The 17,743-nt window shown below is 65.4% G+C and carries 14 protein-coding genes; all 14 read right to left on the bottom strand.

What is annotated here, in order from left to right:
* Nucleotides 1-16 precede the first annotated feature (16 nt).
* Nucleotides 17-1,666 (bottom strand): C13 family peptidase, encoded by a 1,650-nt coding sequence (locus tag AAFF19_RS18280; protein ID WP_182118719.1) that lies wholly within the window; start codon nt 1,664-1,666, stop codon nt 17-19.
* A gap of 148 nt (nt 1,667-1,814) precedes the next feature.
* Entirely contained in the window at nt 1,815-2,801 is a 987-nt protein-coding gene (locus AAFF19_RS18285) for a formate dehydrogenase accessory sulfurtransferase FdhD (protein WP_182118720.1), read from the bottom strand.
* Between the two features lie 139 nt (nt 2,802-2,940).
* Nucleotides 2,941-3,327 (bottom strand): hypothetical protein, encoded by a 387-nt coding sequence (locus AAFF19_RS18290; protein ID WP_050813787.1) that lies wholly within the window; start codon nt 3,325-3,327, stop codon nt 2,941-2,943.
* A gap of 11 nt (nt 3,328-3,338) precedes the next feature.
* Nucleotides 3,339-4,568 (bottom strand): formate dehydrogenase subunit gamma, encoded by a 1,230-nt coding sequence (locus AAFF19_RS18295; RefSeq protein ID WP_182118721.1) that lies wholly within the window; start codon nt 4,566-4,568, stop codon nt 3,339-3,341.
* An 8-nt stretch (nt 4,569-4,576) separates the two neighbouring features.
* Nucleotides 4,577-4,813, bottom strand: coding sequence for a hypothetical protein (locus AAFF19_RS18300; protein ID WP_008903473.1), 237 nt, complete (start codon nt 4,811-4,813; stop codon nt 4,577-4,579).
* Nucleotides 4,810-5,427 (bottom strand): formate dehydrogenase FDH3 subunit beta, encoded by a 618-nt coding sequence (gene fdh3B, locus AAFF19_RS18305; RefSeq protein ID WP_008903472.1) that lies wholly within the window; start codon nt 5,425-5,427, stop codon nt 4,810-4,812. Before fdh3B ends, AAFF19_RS18300 begins: the two co-directional genes overlap by 4 nt.
* 10 nt (nt 5,428-5,437) lie before the next feature.
* Entirely contained in the window at nt 5,438-8,407 is a 2,970-nt protein-coding gene (locus AAFF19_RS18310; protein WP_342720734.1) for a formate dehydrogenase subunit alpha, read from the bottom strand.
* Between the two features lie 14 nt (nt 8,408-8,421).
* Complete coding sequence (locus AAFF19_RS18315) at nt 8,422-8,631, bottom strand: formate dehydrogenase (protein ID WP_034692953.1); 210 nt, start codon at nt 8,629-8,631, stop codon at nt 8,422-8,424.
* A gap of 147 nt (nt 8,632-8,778) precedes the next feature.
* Nucleotides 8,779-9,414 carry a molecular chaperone TorD family protein gene (locus tag AAFF19_RS18320; RefSeq protein WP_008903469.1) on the bottom strand — a complete coding sequence of 212 codons (636 nt, stop codon included), beginning with the start codon at nt 9,412-9,414 and terminating at the stop codon, nt 8,779-8,781.
* The gene (locus AAFF19_RS18325; RefSeq protein ID WP_342721873.1) at nt 9,411-11,480 is read right to left on the bottom strand and encodes a 4Fe-4S binding protein; all 2,070 of its coding nucleotides are present in this window, start codon (nt 11,478-11,480) and stop codon (nt 9,411-9,413) included. The genes AAFF19_RS18320 and AAFF19_RS18325 overlap by 4 nt, the downstream gene beginning before the upstream one ends.
* On the bottom strand, nt 11,440-12,201 hold the full coding sequence (locus AAFF19_RS18330) for a DUF3306 domain-containing protein (protein WP_342720735.1): 762 nt from the start codon (nt 12,199-12,201) through the stop codon (nt 11,440-11,442). Before AAFF19_RS18330 ends, AAFF19_RS18325 begins: the two co-directional genes overlap by 41 nt.
* Nucleotides 12,194-12,745, bottom strand: coding sequence for a DUF3305 domain-containing protein (locus AAFF19_RS18335; protein ID WP_342720736.1), 552 nt, complete (start codon nt 12,743-12,745; stop codon nt 12,194-12,196). The genes AAFF19_RS18330 and AAFF19_RS18335 overlap by 8 nt, the downstream gene beginning before the upstream one ends.
* Nucleotides 12,746-12,910: 165 nt before the next feature.
* Nucleotides 12,911-15,820, bottom strand: a complete 2,910-nt coding sequence (gene fdhF, locus AAFF19_RS18340) for a formate dehydrogenase subunit alpha (protein ID WP_342720737.1) — start codon at nt 15,818-15,820, stop codon at nt 12,911-12,913.
* Complete coding sequence (locus AAFF19_RS18345) at nt 15,817-17,736, bottom strand: NAD(P)H-dependent oxidoreductase subunit E (protein WP_342720738.1); 1,920 nt, start codon at nt 17,734-17,736, stop codon at nt 15,817-15,819. Before AAFF19_RS18345 ends, fdhF begins: the two co-directional genes overlap by 4 nt.
* Nucleotides 17,737-17,743: the final 7 nt, after the last annotated feature.

A 17,743-nucleotide genomic window follows, 5' to 3' on the forward strand; every position in this document is an offset into this window, starting at 1 on the left:
AACGCTCTGGCGACGCTCAGGGCTTTGCGGCTGCCGCAGCCACCTGCGGCGCGGCGCCGCCGCCCTGATGAGCCTGCGCCGTCTGCAGGCGTTGCTCCAGCGCCTGCAGCACCGGGGCAATCTGTGCCCCTACGTGGATCTGCGGGTTGGAGAAGCCGTCTTGCTTGCCCGCCTCCACCTCGCGCTGCGCAATCACGGGGACGGCCTTGGCAAAGGCTTCGGTGAACGAATGTGTCTGGCGCAGCTGTTCGTGGAACACCGCCCGGCCAAAGAAGGTGAGTTCGGAGCGCGTGCCGCAGCCATATGACGTGTGCGTGGCATCGGCGGCGGTCATGATGAGGCTGCTGTCGGTAGCCAGGGGCTCGATCCAGCCGCCCGAGAAACAGGCCGACACGGCAATCACGCGGTGGCGGATGCCCGCCCCGTCCAGCATGGCGCGCAGCATTTCGGGCGTGACGGGGGGCACCTCCAGCGGCCAGTGCGAGGCCGCCAACTCATGGTTGCGCGCACCGTGCGAGGTCATGTAGATCACCAGCACATCGCTGTCGCGGTCCATGCGCTGGGCCAGCGCAGCGATGGCACGCTGCAGGTTCTGCGGCGTGGCCCAGGCATGGGTGTCTGCAGTTTCGGCATGGTTGAGCAGGTGGAGCACGCGGCCCTGGGCGTCAAAGCGCTCTTGCGGCAGCGTGCTGACCATGGTGCTTTCACGCCGGAACACGTTTTCGCTGGCGTAGGGGGCAAACACAAGCCCATAGACCTCCACCACGCCATCGCGGCCCGCGGGCAGCGCCTGTACCTGGCGTTCCCACAGCGCCTGCTGGTTTTCAAAGACCGCCTGCGAGAGCGCAAGCGGTGCGGGCTCCTGCGGTGCCGGCGCCGCATCGCCCGATGGGGCCGACGCAGCGGCCAGGGCCTGATGATCCGGCTCCCAGGGCTGGTCCTGAAACAGCCACATCCCCACGCCGATCACAGTCGCCATCGCCACCGAAAAGATCGATGTGCGCACCCGCGAGCGGATGAAGCGCGCACTCACCACCACCATCGTGGCCAGCACCCACAGTGTGAGCACCCCGTAGGCAACCCAAAAAACCATGCCCGCCACATCGCTGGCCCACAGGTCAGGCCTGTAGGCTAGCGCGCCCGTTAACGCGTACAGCAGCAACAAAGGCGCCAGGGGCGCCCAGGCAGACAGCACGTACCACGCCGCCAGCCCTCCCAATGGCCCCGATCCGGCGGGCAAAGAATGCTCTGCGGCAGCACGCTGCGCCGGAGCCATGGCCCACCAGCCGAGCCACAGCAGCACCAGGCTTGCCCACATCGGCGCCAGCCAGCCCCGCAGATTGAACTGGGCAGGGCCCACCACCTGGAACCGGGCCGCCCCCACCAGCAAAGCAGCGCCCAGCAGCGACAGCACCAGCACCTGCCAGGGGGAAGGCGCCGCGGCGGCGGTGCGCGGCCGAAGGAACAACGCGGCCCTCAGGCCTTCGCGCATCCAGCCCCACAGGGACAGCCTGGCCGGTGCCTGGGCCAAAGACCCGGAGGAAGCCACGGCGGTGGACGGCACAGGTGGCCCTTCCCCCAGCGGGATTTCGATCTTGGCGGGCTCAGGCCCCCACTGGCTGGGCAGGGTATCGGCCCAGTCGCTCTTGGCGTTCAGGTCTTTCATGGGGAGCGATCATGCCATTGCAGGTGTGGCGTGGGTCGGCGCGCCTGTCAGTGTCTGCGCCTGTGCAGATGGGGGCTGCAACGTCACCTGCTGCCGTGCAGCATCTTCAGGCCCGGCCTGCTCTCCCCGCTACGATCGCATCGCCGTTTCAGTCAGCGGGGGCGCCACCCTTGGCCACGGGTACAACCGGGGACAGCGCCAATTGCGGCTGCAGCACCAGGCGGTCGGCGCCGCTGTAGCAGACAAACCGCCGGTTGGTGGCGCGCCCGATGGCGCACAGGCCCAGCTGCTGGGCCACGGCGTGTCCCATCTGGGTCATGCCGCTGCGGGACACCACGATGGGTACGCCCATCTGTGCGGACTTGATGACCATTTCGCTGGTGAGTCGGCCTGTGGTGTAGAACACCTTGTCGGCGCCCGACATGGGGGAGTGCAGGCCGCCCGCTGAAACGTCGAGTGGCTGCGTGGGGCCGGAGTGCGCCGAGGAAGCATCGCTTTCCAGCGTGCTGCCATCGGTATGCATCCACATCCATCCGGCAATGGTGTCGATGGCGTTGTGGCGGCCGACATCTTCCACGAAGGTGAGCAGCTTTTCGCCCTGGAACAGCGCGCATCCGTGCACGGAGCCCGCGGACTTGTAGGTGGTCTCCTTGAGGCGGATGGCGTTGACGATGCCGTACAGCTCGCCCTGTGTCAGACGCGCCTCGGGGAGGGTGATGCGGTCCACCTCATCCATGAGCCCGCCGAACACACTTCCCTGCCCGCAGCCGGTGGTCACCACCTTGCTGGCAGTGCGCTCTTCAATGCGGGCAATGCCGTGGCGCGTGCGCACGGCGGCGGCGTGCACCTCCCAATCGACGGTGATGGATTCAATGTCGAACACGGACTCCACCAGCCGCTGGTTGCGCAGGTAGCCCAGCACCAGCAACTCTGGCTGAGCGCCCAGCGTCATGAGGGTGACAAGCTCGCGTTTGTCCACATAGATGGTGAGCGGGCGCTCGGCCGGGATCTGCACGTGCTCGCGCTCGCCGAATTCGTTGACAACCTCCACCTGGTGCGTGAGCGGCGCCTGCGCCTGCGTCAGTCGCGGCAGCGCAGGGAAAACGGGTGGTGTAGCGGGAGAAGGTGAAGCCATGGGGCGAATATACGCAGTGCCATCCCCTGCGAACGTATGGAGGGTTTTCGCGGGAATACCGTGGCGGTACTGCGCACAATGAAAAAAGCCGCGCACCATTTGCTGGGCGCGGCTTTCATGGTGGGGGCAAACGCCGATGTCAGGACTTGGGCGCCGATGCCGCGGCAGCGGGCGTGAGCGTGCTTGGGGGGCTGCTGGCGGTGCCTGGTGGCGAATGGGCGCCCGCTGCTTCTATGGGCTTGGCGGCAGGGGGCGTGTATGCGAACGGACCGGGATCGGGGCAGGCAGCAGCGGGCGCGGCCGACGGTTTGGCCGACGAGTTTGTCTTGCGGTAATGGGCCGCCACGCGGTCTTGCGCCAGGCACAGCTTGTAGCCATCAACCTTTGCAGACCAGGCGGACCGCGCCGCCGCCTCAGCCGCCTTGGCAGCGGCTTCCGGCGACGGGGCTGGCAGCTTGGCTGCGGCGAAGGTGCAGACACTGGCAGCGCACAAAGCCACCAAGGATGAACGGGAGAATTTATTCATGGTGCAAAACCTCATACCTGCGCGGGTTGACCCGCAGATGGCGTGGTGGCGTCGGCGGCCTGTGGGCTTGCGCTGCGCTGGCGGGGGATCTTTCCTGCCTGAACGTCGTCATACCAGAGCTCGTGGTGCTCCTTGGCCCACCCTTCGCTGACGTACCCTGTCCGCATGGCCTTGTAAGCGCCGCGCATGCCTACGGTGCCCATGTAGACGTGACCGCAGATCAACGCCATCATCCAGATTGCCAGAGAAGCATGGATCATGTGGGCAATCTGCATGTCACTGCGCACGTCACCGAACCCGGGAATGAGTTTGTCCAGCACCAGGCCCGACGCAACCACGAAAATGCCCGGGATGGTGATGCCCCACCAGAAAAGTCCCTTTTCACCCGCGTTGAAGCGGTGCGAAGGAACCTGGTGGTCTCCGCCCAGCATGCCACCACCCTTGGACAACCACACGAAATCAGCGCGGTTGGCGATGTTGTCCTTGACGAAAGTCAGGATGATCACCAGAAGGGACACGGCAAACAGCGGGCCCATGAAGTTGTGCACGTTCTTGAGCACGTAGGTGAGCCAACCAAAAAGGGTGGCCCCCATGATGGGCAACAGAAAGAACTTGCCAAACGCCATGACGATGCCCGAGATGGCCAGTGCAATGAACGCAAACGCGTTCGACCAATGCGCGGCGCGTTCAAACGGCGTGAAGCGTTCGATGCGGCGCGGTCCAACACCATCGGCATGCTGATGTCCCAGCGGCCCCTTCACAAAGTAAAAAATGGCCAATGCCAGCAGCACGATGGCGAACAACGCCGCGCCGTACGGGATGATCCAGTTGTTGCGCACCTGTCTCCAGGCCTCTCCCGCATTGGTCACGCGGGAGCCGGGATACTGCACAAACGGCTGGATCAGGTTGCCGGCCTCTGGCGCCTGGCTTTTGGGCAGGCTGCTGTACCCGGTTACGCCCTGCCCCACCTGACGCCACATGGGCGCGTTGTTGCCCGGCTGCACCTTGGCGCGTTCGCCATTCGTCTGCTCGGCATATTTGGGGTCTGCGCTGGCATCCGGCCTGACCTCAAAAATGTTCTGGCTCTGAATGCCACCCGGGGCTGCGACTGCTGGCGCGGCGGGAGCAGCAGGCGCATTGGCCACAGAAGCCGCTCCATCGGGCGCGGCGGGAGCCTGCGCATGGGCGGGTGCCCAGGCAAGCCCGGCCGCCAATGCGAGGGACCACACGATATGTTTCATGGCGGGCCTCACTTGGCGGTGGTGCGGGGATATTCGTTCTGACCGTACTGCAGCCGCGTCTTGAGTTGCGCTTCCCAGCTGGCCTTGTCGCCGGCTTTCCAGCCCGGTTCAGTGAAGTTGCTGCCCGTGCCAGCATAGGGCGCCGCATCACTGCGAATGCCTGCGCCGGTCTGGGGGTGCTCGCCACAGGCGCTCAGCGCTGCGGCGGCAAACAGGGTGGTGAGGAGCAGATGCGAACGCTTCATGACTTGCCTCCTGAAGGCTGACCCGCCTGTTGCGAACCATAGGCCGTACCCCAGCCCCACACTTCGGCGCCCTTGCCACGCTGTACCACGCGGTTGCGGAAGATGTCCGCCACCACGTCGCCATCACCGGCCAGGAGGGCTTTGGTGGAGCACATTTCTGCGCACGCGGGGAGCTTGCCTTCAGCCAGGCGGTTGCGGCCGTATTTTTCAAATTCTGCCTGGCTGCCGTGCGTCTCGGGGCCGCCAGCGCAGAACGTGCATTTGTCCATCTTGCCGCGCACACCGAAAGTACCCGACGAGGGGAACTGGGGAGCGCCGAAGGGGCAGGCATAGCTGCAGTAACCGCAGCCAATGCACACATCCTTGTCATGCAGCACCACACCCTCTTCGGTGCGGTAGAAGCAGTTGACCGGGCAGACGGCCATGCAGGGCGCGTCACTGCAGTGCATGCAGGCGACCGAAATGGACTTTTCGCCGGGCACCCCGTCATTGAGCGTCACGACGCGGCGACGGTTCACACCCCAGGGAACCTCGTGCTCGTTCTTGCAGGCCGTCACGCAGCCATTGCATTCGATGCAGCGCTCTGCATCACAGATAAATTTCATTCGTGCCATTGCCGTCTCCTTAGGCGCGTTCCACGTTGCAGATCGTGGTTTTGGTTTCTTGCATCATGGTCACGCTGTCGTAGCCATAGGTGGTAGCGGTATTCACGGCCTCACCGCGCACCACAGGTGCCGCCCCCTTCGGATAGTGGGCCAGCATGTCCACCCCCTGCCAGTGGCCGGAGAAGTGGAACGGCATCCACACCGTGTCGGGCGCCACGCGCTCCGTCACCAGTGCCTGCACATTCAGGCGCGCGCCGGTCGGCGAGCTGAGCCAGACGCGTTCGCCGTTGCGAATGCCACGATCCGCCGCAGTGCGGGGGTTGATTTCGACAAATGACTCCTGCTGCAACTCGGCGAGCCAGGGGTTCGAGCGGGTTTCCTCACCGCCGCCTTCGTACTCGACCAGACGGCCGGAGCTGAGAATGAGCGGGAATTTCTCGTGCGCCTTGTCGGCCACGTTCTTTTCCTGCACGGTCTTGTACAGCGTGGGCAGGCGCCAGAAGGCTTTCTTGTCGTCGTGGGTGGGGTACTTGGCCATGAGGTCCGGCCGGGTGCCATACAGCGGCTCGCGGTGCTGCGGAATGGCATCGGGGAAATTCCAGACCACGGCACGTGCCTTGGCGTTTCCAAAGGGATGGCAGCCATGTTTCATGGCCACACGGATGATCGCACCCGTGGGGTCGGTCTTCCAGTTCTTGCCTTCCGCCTTGGCCTTCTCGGCGTCGCTCAGGTCGTCCCACCAGCCCAGCTTTTTCAGCAGGACATGATCGAATTCGGGGTAGCCCGTGGTGATTTCACTGCCCAGCGAATGCGAGCCATCCTCGGCCAGCAGGTTGACGCCATCCTTTTCCACACCGAAGTTGGCGCGGAAGTTGCCGCCGCCATCCATGACGTGCTTGGAGGTGTCGTAAAGGTTGGGGGAGCCAGGGTGCTTCAGCTCAGGCGTGCCGTAGCAAGGCCAGGGCAGACCGAAATAATCGCCGCCAAAGTCGTAGCCCGTTTCCTTGTCCTTGCCGCCCTTGGCCTTGAGGGTCTTCACATCGAACAGATGCATGTTGCGCATGTGCGCCTTCAGGCGCTCGGGGCTCTGACCGGTGTACCCGATCGTCCAGACGCTCTGGTTGATTTCCCGCAGGATGTCTTCGGGCACGGGCTCGTCCATGCCCTTGACCTTCTGCATCTTGTAGTTCTTGGACAACTCGGCCGCAAAGCCCAGCTTCTCGGCGAACTGGTGCATGATCATGTGGTCGGAGCGGCTTTCCCACAGCGGCTCGATGACCTTCTCGCGCCACTGCAGCGAGCGGTTCGACGCGGTGCAGGAACCGCTGGTCTCGAACTGCGTGGCGGCAGGCAGCAGGTACACCGCGCGGTTGGGGTTCAGGTCCTCGGCCTTGCCAGGCATGGCGGCCATGGCGGCGGTGGCCGAGGGGTACGGATCCACCACCACCAGCAGATCGAGCTTGTCCATGGCGCGCTTCATCTCCAGACCACGGGTCTGGGAGTTGGGGGCATGCCCCCAGAAGAACACGCCGCGCAGGTTGGAGTCCTGGTCGATCAGCTCGTTGTTCTCCAGCACACCGTCAATCCAGCGCGACACGGTGATGCCGCTCTTGGTCATCATTGCGGGCGATGCGTACTGCTTCTTGATCCACTCGAAGTCCACGCCCCACACATTGGCGAAGTGCTTCCACGAACCTTCGGCTAGGCCGTAGTAGCCGGGCAGCGAGTCGGGGTTGGGGCCGACGTCCGTGGCGCCCTGCACGTTGTCGTGGCCACGGAAGATGTTGGTGCCGCCACCGGTCTTGCCCACATTACCGAGCGCCAGCTGCAGGATGCACGAAGCACGCACCATGGCATTGCCGATGGTGTGCTGGGTCTGGCCCATGCACCAGACAATGGTGCCGGGGTTGTTGTCATGCAGCATCTTGGCGACCTTGAACATCTGGTCTTCCTTGACACCGCAGGCCTCTTCTACCTTGTCGGGGGTCCATTTGGCCAGCACGTCCTCGCGCACCTTCTCCATGCCGTAGACGCGGTCGTTGATGTACTTCTTGTCTTCCCAGCCGTTCTTGAAGATGTGGTACAGCAGGCCGAAGAGGAAAGGAATGTCGGTGCCCGAGCGGATGCGCACATATTCGTCGGCCTTGGCCGCTGTGCGGGTAAAGCGCGGGTCCACCACGATCATCTTGCAGCCGGTTTCCTTGGCGTGCAGCATGTGCAGCATGGACACCGGATGGGCCTCGGCTGCGTTGGAGCCGATGTACAGAGCGACCTTGCTGTTTTGCATGTCGTTGTACGAATTGGTCATGGCGCCGTAGCCCCAGGTGTTGGCAACGCCGGCCACCGTGGTGGAGTGGCAGATGCGCGCCTGGTGGTCGCAGTTGTTGGTGCCCCAGAAGCTCACAAACTTGCGCAGCAGGTAGGCCTGCTCGTTGTTGTGCTTGGAAGACCCCACAAAGTACACGCTGTCGGGACCGCTGGCCTCGCGCAGCTCTTTCATCTTGGCGGTGATCTCGTTCAGGGCCGTATCCCAGCTGATGCGCTCGTACTTGCCGTTGACGAGCTTCATGGGGTAGCGCAGGCGGTATTCACCGTGGCCGTGTTCGCGCAGGGCTGCGCCCTTGGCACAGTGCGCACCCAGGTTGATCGGCGAATCGAACACAGGCTCCTGCCGAACCCACACGCCGTTTTCCACGATGGCATCGACTGCACAACCCACCGAGCAGTGGGTGCAGATGGTGCGGCGCACTTCGAGCTTGCTGTCGCCGACAGCCACCTTTGCGCCTTCGGCAGCATTGGATTTTTTGACCAGCGTCAGTTGCGACGCTGCAATACCGACACCAACGCCCAGGCCGGAGCGGCGCAAGAAGGAGCGCCGGTCCATGGTGGGCAAAGCTTGCGACAGGCCGCGACGCAGGCTGTGCACAAAGGGCGATGCAGACGACGATGCGTTTTGCACCGCGCGGGAGGATTTCTTGGTTAACAACATGGCACGCCCCGCGGTCAGAGTTGGGTGGTCTTGTAGTACTGCTTCACGTGCGCAGACAGGTGGTAGCCACCGCCTTTTTCGGGCGCAACGCGTGCAGGTTCAGACACAACGGCATCTGAAGGCGCTACATGGGGAAGGGCCACTACGGCTGCTGCTGCAGCCCCTACGGTGGCGGCGCCGGAAAAGAAACTCCGGCGTGATGAATTCGGCTGGCGGTTCTGCATGCTTGTCTCCAGAATGGCTCGCTGCTATGAAACGGATTTCATACAGTCTATGTCAATGTGTAAAAGCCTGCAATCGAGCTTTACACCTCCCACTAACTCACTCATCTTTTATAGCGTGGATGTACGGGTTTGTGCGGACTGCAGGCGTCAGGCCAGCATGTCGAAACCCTGCGACTCCACGTCCATGAAAGCCCGCGTGAATTGCGCCAAAGCCCCGTAGAACCGGGCTTCAGGATGCGCTTCGAGCGTGTCGCACAACCGCGCAATCCAGGGCTGCAGATGTGTCGTAAAAAAGTCGCGCTGCGCCGTCAGGTTGCAGACAGCTACGTCATCGCCCGCGATGAGGTAGCGCATCACTTCGCACAGGTACGCCACGTGGTCTTCGGTTTCCGGCATGGCATCGTCGCGCGCCAACCCCAGACGGTCCAGATCGGCGCGCAGGCGCGCAAGCGGCTTCTCGTTCAGAAAGCCGCTCAGGTAGTGCGAACCGTACAGGTACACCTCGGGCTTGCCCACGCCGCCAAACAGACGATCGAATTCCTGTGCGATGGCGGCGTCGCTGTGCGCGCGCGCAGCGCCCACCAGCACCTGCCAGGGCTCTTGCAAAAATGCGCCGTCTGCCGGAGCCTCGGTGACGGCCACGCGCAGCGCAGCCATCAGTTCTGGGCTGGGCGCGGCGTAGTACAGCTGCGAAAGCACACCGTAGAGCTCGGCACGCGCGGTCTCCTCGTCCAGTGCGGAGCTGCCAACAGGGGATACCAAAGAAGCAGATGGGGCGCTCACAGGTCTGTCACTTTCGTTTCGCTTTGGGAGGAATACAGGTCGATCACACGGCAGTCGCTGCACATCTTGAGGCGCTCCAGCGCGTCGCCCTGGAACATCGCGTGGCCCGACAGCTTGCCCAGCATGGCCTCGATGGCCTTGACGGTGCCAAAGGGCTTGCTGCAGCGCACACAGGCCCAGGGCTTGGCTTCGTTGAGCACACGCAGTTGCGCACGCTCTGGCGCCAGCAGCAGGCGCGGCTGCAGGGTGATGGCGTTTTCGGGGCAGGTGGTGGCACACAGGCCGCACTGCACGCAGTTCTTTTCAATGAAGCGCAGCTGCGGCAGCTGCGGGTTGTCCTGCAGCGCGCTTGCGGGGCAGGCGCTCACGCAGCTCAGGCACAGGGTGCAGCGGTCCTTGTTGACCTCGATGGTGCCCAGTGGTGAACCCGCAGATGGCAAGGCAATGGCCTCTGGCCGCTCGGTCAGAGGCATCGGCGCCTGCTCGATCAGGTGGTCGAGCGCCATCTCCAGCGTGCTGCGCTTTTCCTGCGCCACTGCAAAGCGCGCAGCCACGGCCGGGGTCTTCTGGCGTGTCTGACCCAGGGCCTGCAAGGCGGCGTCCAGCTCGGTGGGGTGCGCCGCGCGCAGCAGCTGCATGTGGGTGCCGGTGTAGCCCAGCCCGCGCAAGATGGCTTGCGCAACATCCATCTGTGCCTGCAGGCCATCGAGGTACTGCGGGGCTTCTTCATCGGTGCTCAACACCACTACTTGCGAAGCGCCATAGGCAATGGCACTCAGCCACAGGTCCACACCGGTGCTGGCCGTGTGCCACAGCGCCACCGGGATCACATTGGCAGGCACGCCCTGCGCCAGCTTGAGCTGCGCGGCACGGCCCAGCTCTTCCACCAGCGCCTGGCCGCGCTCCTGGCTGTGCAGCAGCAGCACGGCATCCTTGCCACCTGCGGCGGCGTAGGTGGACAACAAGGTTTTGAGCTTGGTGCCCTGCTCGGTCGTACTGGGGTAGGCATAGGTCAGCGCGCCGGTGGGGCACACGGTGGTGCAGGCGCCGCAGCCCACGCACAGGTTGGGGTTCACCAAGATCCGCTGGCGGCTCTTGTCGCTGGCAATGGCCTCGGCCGAGCAGATGTCCACGCAGGCATTGCAGCCCACGGTTTCGTTGCGGCTGTGGGCGCAAAGCTTTTGTTTGTAGACAAAAAACTTGGGCTTTTCGAACTCGCCCACCAGCTCGCGCAACCTGAGCAGCGCAAACATGTCGCGCCCATCCCAGCGCAGGTAGCCCTGCGGCAGCGCGTGCTGCAAAAACGTGGGCGTGGCGGTGGGCGAACGCAGGTCGAGCACCAGGTCAAAGCGCTCGGTCTGCGCCGTGGCGTCGCGGGTGAAGTCGATGGCACCCGCCACCTGGCACACCTTCACACAGTCGCGGTGCGAGCTGCAGGCCGCCATGTCGATCTGGTAATCGAGGCCGATGGCGTTCTCGGGGCAGGCTGCCACGCAGGCGTTGCAGCGTGTGCACAGGTCCAGGTCAATGGGGTTGTCGGCCTTCCACTGCAGCTCGAACGCGCCCAGCCAGCCGGTAAGGCCCGTAATGCGCCCACCCAGCACCGGGTAGCGCCGCGCCTGCGTACCACCCGCATTGCCGGGGCCTTGGGTGAACAGGGTCACATCCAGCACATCCGACACCAGGGCGGCAGCCTGTTCGGCCTGGTCGAGCGGGCCGATGATGAGCAAGCGGCCCGTGCTCTTGTAAGTGACCGTGGGCACGGGCGGTGGATCAGGCAGGCGGGCGGCGGCCAGCAGCGCGGCGATCTTGGGGCTGGCCTTGGCGGCATCGCGGCTCCAGCCACCGGTTTCGCGGATGTTCACAAACCGTATGGGGGACACCGCGCCTTCGGTCTGCTGGCCCAGGTCGCCAAACAGGCGCTGCTCCTGCGTGCAGGCCACCACCACGTCGTCGCCCGACTGAATGGCTTTTTGGTATGCCCCCGCGTCGCGCCGGCACAAGGTGGAATGAAGGGTCAGGTCTTCATGCAGCGCCGCGCCCAACGCCTTGGCGTTGAGGGGCATCGTCTGGTTGCAGTCGCAGATGAGCGTGGTGGTCATTTTCAATGTGGCTGGCTGGGATGGCCATCGCGCCCTCATCGGGCCGCGTGACCACCTCACGCTCGCTGGAGGGGTCGCTAGGAATAGCGTTGCATACCCCGGACTGTGCCACGTCCTGCGGCGCTGCACCCTCGGCATCATCCCGAGTCTGAGCAACCGCTGGGGCTATTGGGTCCGGTTCCGTTTCTGTCGATGCTGCGGCAGACTGGGTCACGGGCAACGGATCTGCCGTCTTTTCATGGTCGAAAAAGCCCATCGCATGCGCACTGGCCATTTTGCGCAGCATGCCCTCGGGCAAAGGGTCGGGCTGGGTGTAGTCGCCCACGTAGATATCCAGGCCATCCATCACGTTGAAGTGCGGATCGGCAAACAGCTTTTTCATCGCCAGGTTGCGCACTTCGGGCGATACATCGCGCGCCACAAAGGCTTTGAAGTCTGACGCGGGCGTGAGCGCCTGGGCATCGGCCAGCGTGGGCGGCGGCGGGGCTTCGGCGGCGGGAGCAGCGCTTTTTGCTGCGCCAGGGGCTGCTCCGGCAGCCACAACGGACGCCGACTGCGGTGCCAAAGCAACGGCTGAAGGCACCGAGGGCACGGACGGCGCGGGTGGCGGCGGCTCCTCCAGCGGTTTGCCCTCGCGCACCTCCTGCTTGCGGCGCGACCAGCGGCCAAAAAACCCGTCAGCCATGGCCTCCCCCTCCACCCCGGATTTTTTCAGTGGACACCGACGCGGGGTTGCCAAACCGGTCCTGCAGCGTGCGGAAGCTGTCGGGACGCTTACGGCGCTTGGGTTCGGGCTGGTAGTGCTCGGCTACAAAGGCGCGCATTGCCTCCACCACCTCGGGCGCCGCAGGCACCTGCTCGACCGTTTCCTGCGCGTCCAGCCACCGGCCCGCGTCGTGGTAGCTCAGGCTTACCGCCACGGGGCGTGCCAGGGGAATAGCCCCGGTGCCCGTGTCTTCATCACGGCGCCACATCACAAACCAGCAGGGTGCGGGCGAGGTGAGGTTCAGGTGGTAGCCCTCGGCATCGTCGCGGAACAGCTCTACGCGAAAGCCGGGGAACAGCCAGCGCTGCTCGCGCTCGTCCTGGATCAGCGGCCGGGGTTCGGTGCCGAAGGCGGGTTCATGGACCACCACCTCGGCCAGCGACCAGCGCCAGGGCTGCCAGCGGTTGTCGATGTGCTCGCACCGCATGATCACGGCAACGTCGGTGTAGGGGCGCTCAGTCATGGGCACAGACTTTACCCGCGACGGCCCGCCTCGGGGAAAGCCCGCCCCTACATCCGACATGCCAGCCAGGTGACTCCGTGAGCAGCAAGCCTTGCGCCCTGGCTTCGACAAGCTCAGCCCGAACGGCTTTTTGACTGTCAGCCGCCGAACGCCTGCAGGCCAATCTCAGTGCTGCAGGTCTTGCGCCGCCTCCAGCGGCTCGATGGCCACCGCGCAGTACTTGAATTCCGGGATCTTGCCAAACGGGTCCAGCGCCGCATTGGTCAGCAGGTTGGCTGCCGCCTCCACATACGCAAACGGCATGAACACCGTGCCACGCGGCGTGCCGTCGTCACGGCGCACGCGCACCTGCAGCATGCCGCGCCGCGAGCGGATGCCCACCAGCGCACCGGGCTGCACGCCCAGCCGGGCCAGTTCGCCGCCATGCAGCGATGCGGTGGCCATGGGCTCGATGGCGTCGAGCACGGTGCTGCGCCGCGTCATGCTGCCCGTGTGCCAGTGCTCCAGCTGGCGGCCGGTGATGAGCACCAGGGGGTAGTCGGCATCGGGCTTTTCTGCGGCCGGTATCACGCTGGCGGGCACCAGTTGCAGGCGGCCCGTGGGCGTGGGGAATTTTTCGGTGAAGACGATGGGCTGGCCCGGGTCGCCCTCCGTGAGGCACGGGTAGGTCACGCTGGAGTCGCGCGCGAGGCGGTCCCAGGTGATGCCGTTGATGCTCGCGTGCATGGCCTGGCGCATTTCGTCGTACACGGCGGCAACGCCGGATTCCTCGCCTTCGTAGGTCCAGTCCAAGCCCATGCGCCGGGCAATTTGCTGGATGATCCACAGGTCAGGCTGCGCGTCGCCCGGCGGGTTCAGGGCGCGGCGGCCCATCTGCACCATGCGGTCGGTGTTGCTGGCGGTGCCGGTCTTTTCGGGCCAGGCGCTGGCGGGCAGCACCACATCGGCCAGCCAGGCGGTCTCGGTCAAGAAAATGTCCTGCACCACCAGGTGCGACAGGCTGGCCAGCGCGTGGCGCGCGTGGTTCAGGTCGGGGTCGCTCATGGCCGGGTTCTCGCCCATGATGTACATGCCGCGCACCTTGTGCGGGTCGCTGTCGTCGGCCAGGGCCTTGTGCATGATCTCGACCACGGTGTACCCCGGCACCTCATCAAGCCGGGTGCCCCAGAAATCCTCGAACCAGGCACGCGCCCCGGCGTTGTCTACACGCTGGTAGTTGGGGAACATCATGGGGATCAACCCCGCGTCGCTGGCGCCCTGCACGTTGTTCTGGCCGCGCAGCGGGTGCAGGCCCGAGCCGGGTTTGCCGATCTGCCCGGTGATGGCGCACAGTGCGATCAGGCAGCGCGCGTTGTCAGTGCCGTGCACGTGCTGGCTCACGCCCATGCCCCAGAGGATCATGGAGGACTTGGCGGTGGCAAACGCCCGCGCCACTTCGCGCAGCGTCTCGGCCGGGATGCCGCACACAGGCGCCATGGCCTCGGGGCTGCAGCCCATCACATTGGCCTTGAGGGCCTCGAAGTTGTTGGCGCGGTCGCGGATGAAAGCTTCATCCACCAGGCCTTCGTCGATCACGGTGTGGATCAGCGCGTTGAGCATGGCCACGTCGGTGTCGGCCTTGAACTGCAGGGTGCGCCAGGCGTGGCGGCCGATGTCCGTGATGCGCGGGTCGGCCAGCACGATCTTCGCGCCACGCTGGGCGGCATTCTTCATCCAAGTGGCGGCCACGGGGTGGTTGGCCGTGGGGTTGGAGCCGATCACGAAGATCAGTTCTGCATGCCCCACGTCATTCACCGGATTGCTCACTGCGCCCGAGCCCACGCCTTCGAGCAGCGCGGCGACACTGGAGGCATGGCACAGCCGCGTGCAGTGGTCCACGTTGTTGCTGCCAAAACCGGTGCGCACCAGCTTCTGGAACAGGTAGGCCTCTTCGTTGCTGCCCTTGGCCGAGCCAAAGCCTGCGAGCGCCTTGGGGCCGTGTGTGTCGCGCAGGTTTTTGAGCGTTCCCGCGGCCAGGTTCAGCGCCTCCTCCCAGGTCGCCTCGCGGAAGGTGTCGCGCCAGTCAGCGCCGTAGGGACGCACCTCTTTGGGCACGCCGGGCTTGCGGATCAGCGGCACCGTCAGCCGGTCGGGGTGGTGGGCGTAGTCGAAGCCAAAACGCCCCTTCACGCACAGGCGGCCATGGTTGGCCGGGCCATCGCGGCCTTCGACGCTGATGATTTTTTCATCGCGCACGTTGTAGGTGATGAGACAGCCCACGCCGCAGAACGGGCAGACCGAATCGACCTTGCGGTCCACCGCCTGCGGGCCGATGTGGGTCTTGGGGCGGAGCGCGCCCGTGGGGCAGGCCTGCACACATTCGCCGCAGGCCACGCAGGTGCTCTCGGCCATGGGGTCGTCCAGGTCGAAGACGATCTTGCTGTCTGCCCCGCGCAGCGCGTAGCCGATCACGTCGTTCACCTGCTCTTCGCGGCAGGCGCGTACGCAGCGATTGCACTGGATGCAGGCGTCCAGATTGACGGCCATGGCAGGGTGGCTCAGGTCAGGCGCGGGCTGCTCGCGTCGCAGGGCCTTGAGGGCCGGGCGCACGGCCACGCCCAGGCGGTCCGCCCAGGCGCTCAGCTCGCCGTGCTGGCCTATCGTTTCTGGATTTTTTGAGTCAAATTGGCCGCTAGCGCTTGATGGATAAGCGCCACCAGCTATCAATTCAGAAGTATTTGATTTTTCATCGTTCCACCGATACCCCACATCGGGCATGTCCGACAGCAGCATCTCCACCACCATCTGCTGGCTCTTGCGCGCGCGGGGGCTGGCCGCCTGCACCTTCATGCCTTCCGTCGGCGCGCGGCAGCAGCTGGGGGCCAGCGTGCGCTCGCCCGCGATCTCGACCACGCAGGCGCGGCAGTTGCCGTCGGGGCGCAGGCCGTCGGCGTAGCAAAGGTGGGGAATCTCCACGCCGTGGCGCTGCGCGGCTTTGAGGATGGTCTCGCCCGGGTTGGCGGTGACGGGCTGGCCGTCCAGCTCAAAGGCCACGACGGGCTGCGCCACAGCAGTAGATGTCAACACGGCGCTCATGGCTTCAACCCTCCGGGCAATTGCTCGCTGAGCGGGCTGTTGCGCGGCTTGGGCAAATCGCCCGGCCACGGGGCCTCGCCCACCTCGTGCGGGAAATATTTGTGGATGCAGCGGATGGGATTGGGCGCGGCCTGGCCCAGGCCACAAATCGATGCATCGCCCATCACCTGCGCCAGGTCGTCCAGCAGTTCTTCGTCCCACAGCGGCGCTTCCATCAGCACCGCGGCCTTGGCCGTACCCACGCGGCAGGGCGTGCACTGGCCGCAGCTTTCATGTTCAAAAAAGCGCATCACGTTCAGTGCGGCATCGCGCGCCCGGTCGTGCTGGCTGAGCACGATGACGGCGGCCGAACCGATGAAACAGCCGTAGGGCTGCAGCGTGTCGAAGTCGAGCGGGATGTTGTTGAGGCTGGCGGGCAGGATGCCGCCCGAGGCGCCGCCGGGCAGGTAGGCATACAGCGCGTGGCCGTCCAGCATGCCGCCGCAGTATTCGTCGATGAGTTCCTGCACCGTGATGCCCGCAGGCGCGAGCTTGACGCCAGGGTGCTTCACCCGGCCGCTCACGCTGAAACTGCGCAGGCCCTTGCGGCCGTGGCGGCCGAAGCTGGCAAACCACTGCGGGCCGCGCTCCACGATGTCGCGCACCCAGTACAGGGTTTCAAAGTTGTGCTCCAGCGTGGGGCGGCCAAACAGACCCACCTGCGCGATGTAGGGCGGGCGCATGCGGGGCTCGCCCCGTTTGCCCTCGATGCTCTCGATCATGGCCGACTCTTCGCCGCAGATATAGGCACCCGCGCCGCGCCGCAATTCGATGTGCGGCAGCGGGCATGGGGGCTCGGCGCGCAGGTCATCCAGCGCCGCTTGCAGCAATGCGCGGCAGCCGTGGTACTCGTCGCGCAGGTAGATGTAGACGGCCTCGGTGCCTACCACCTGGGCGGCGATGAGCACGCCTTCCAGAAAGCGATGCGGGTCGCGTTCGAGGTAGGTGCGGTCCTTGAAGGTTCCGGGCTCGCCCTCGTCGATGTTCACGGCCATCAGGCGCGGCGCGGGCTGGTCGCGCACGATGCGCCACTTGCGCCCCGCCGGGAAGCCCGCGCCGCCCAGGCCGCGCAGGCCCGAATCCTCCATGGCCGCAAGCACGGCCTCGGCATCCATCTCGCCGTTGACCAGCGCGGCCGCCGTCTGGTAGCCGCCGTGGGCGCGGTAGGTGGCCAGGTCGGTGTGGGCGGGGCTGATTCCATCCGGCTGCGCGGGTACGCTGTGTTCGGCCAGCGCTGCAATATCAAAATTGATAGCTGCTGGCGCTGATGGGTGAAGCGCCAGAGACCGATTTGGCTTCAAATTGACGGCGTCCAGCACCGCATCGACCGTGGCGTGCGGCACCGGGCACTGGTGCACCACGGCCACCGGCGCCTGCTCGCAGCGGCCCACGCAGGGCACGGCCTGCACCTGCACATCGCCCTGCCCTTCACCAAGGTTCATCGCGCGCAGGCGCTCGGGCAAGGCGGCCAGCAGTTCATGCGCGCCCGCCAGGCTGCAGCTCAGGCTCTCGCACACGCGCAGCACCAGGCGCGGGGCCACAGCGTCATCGCTGCGCACGATCTCGAAGTGGTGATAGAAGCTGGCCACCTCGTACACCTCGGCCATGGGCAGATTCAGCTGCTTGGCCAGCGCCACCAGGTGCCGGTCGTGCAGCACGCCGAAATGGTCGTTCAGGCGGTGCAGGTATTCGATGAGCAGGTCGCGCCGGAAGCCGTCGGCCGGGCGCGGGCCCAGCAACTGCGCCACATCGGCCATCGCTGCGTCCTCGGGCTGGCGGCCCTTGAGGCGGCTTTTGCGGCGGATGCGCTCGCGCATGTCGTTGACCGACACGGCGGCCACGACGGTGGCGGTGGGGGCTTCGGGGGCGAGGTGCATGGAGCGA

Source organism: Acidovorax sp. FHTAMBA (assembly GCF_038958875.1).
In the GTDB taxonomy this organism is placed as follows: domain Bacteria; phylum Pseudomonadota; class Gammaproteobacteria; order Burkholderiales; family Burkholderiaceae_C; genus Acidovorax.

Excerpts from the sequence above, each read along its gene's own strand:
- AAFF19_RS18325 (WP_342721873.1), bottom strand. The coding sequence starts at position 11,480 with ATGCCCCTCAACGCCAAGGCGTTGGGCGCGGCGCTGCATGAAGACCTG.
- fdhF (WP_342720737.1), bottom strand. The coding sequence starts at position 15,820 with ATGAGCGCCGTGTTGACATCTACTGCTGTGGCGCAGCCCGTCGTGGCC.
- AAFF19_RS18330 (WP_342720735.1), bottom strand. The coding sequence starts at position 12,201 with ATGGCTGACGGGTTTTTTGGCCGCTGGTCGCGCCGCAAGCAGGAGGTG.
- AAFF19_RS18280 (WP_182118719.1), bottom strand. The coding sequence starts at position 1,666 with ATGAAAGACCTGAACGCCAAGAGCGACTGGGCCGATACCCTGCCCAGC.
- AAFF19_RS18300 (WP_008903473.1), bottom strand. The coding sequence starts at position 4,813 with ATGAAGCGTTCGCATCTGCTCCTCACCACCCTGTTTGCCGCCGCAGCG.
- AAFF19_RS18295 (WP_182118721.1), bottom strand. The coding sequence starts at position 4,568 with ATGAAACATATCGTGTGGTCCCTCGCATTGGCGGCCGGGCTTGCCTGG.
- AAFF19_RS18290 (WP_050813787.1), bottom strand. The coding sequence starts at position 3,327 with ATGAATAAATTCTCCCGTTCATCCTTGGTGGCTTTGTGCGCTGCCAGT.
- AAFF19_RS18310 (WP_342720734.1), bottom strand. The coding sequence starts at position 8,407 with ATGTTGTTAACCAAGAAATCCTCCCGCGCGGTGCAAAACGCATCGTCG.
- AAFF19_RS18345 (WP_342720738.1), bottom strand. The coding sequence starts at position 17,736 with ATGCACCTCGCCCCCGAAGCCCCCACCGCCACCGTCGTGGCCGCCGTG.
- fdh3B (WP_008903472.1), bottom strand. The coding sequence starts at position 5,427 with ATGGCACGAATGAAATTTATCTGTGATGCAGAGCGCTGCATCGAATGC.
- AAFF19_RS18315 (WP_034692953.1), bottom strand. The coding sequence starts at position 8,631 with ATGCAGAACCGCCAGCCGAATTCATCACGCCGGAGTTTCTTTTCCGGC.
- AAFF19_RS18335 (WP_342720736.1), bottom strand. The coding sequence starts at position 12,745 with ATGACTGAGCGCCCCTACACCGACGTTGCCGTGATCATGCGGTGCGAG.
- AAFF19_RS18285 (WP_182118720.1), bottom strand. The coding sequence starts at position 2,801 with ATGGCTTCACCTTCTCCCGCTACACCACCCGTTTTCCCTGCGCTGCCG.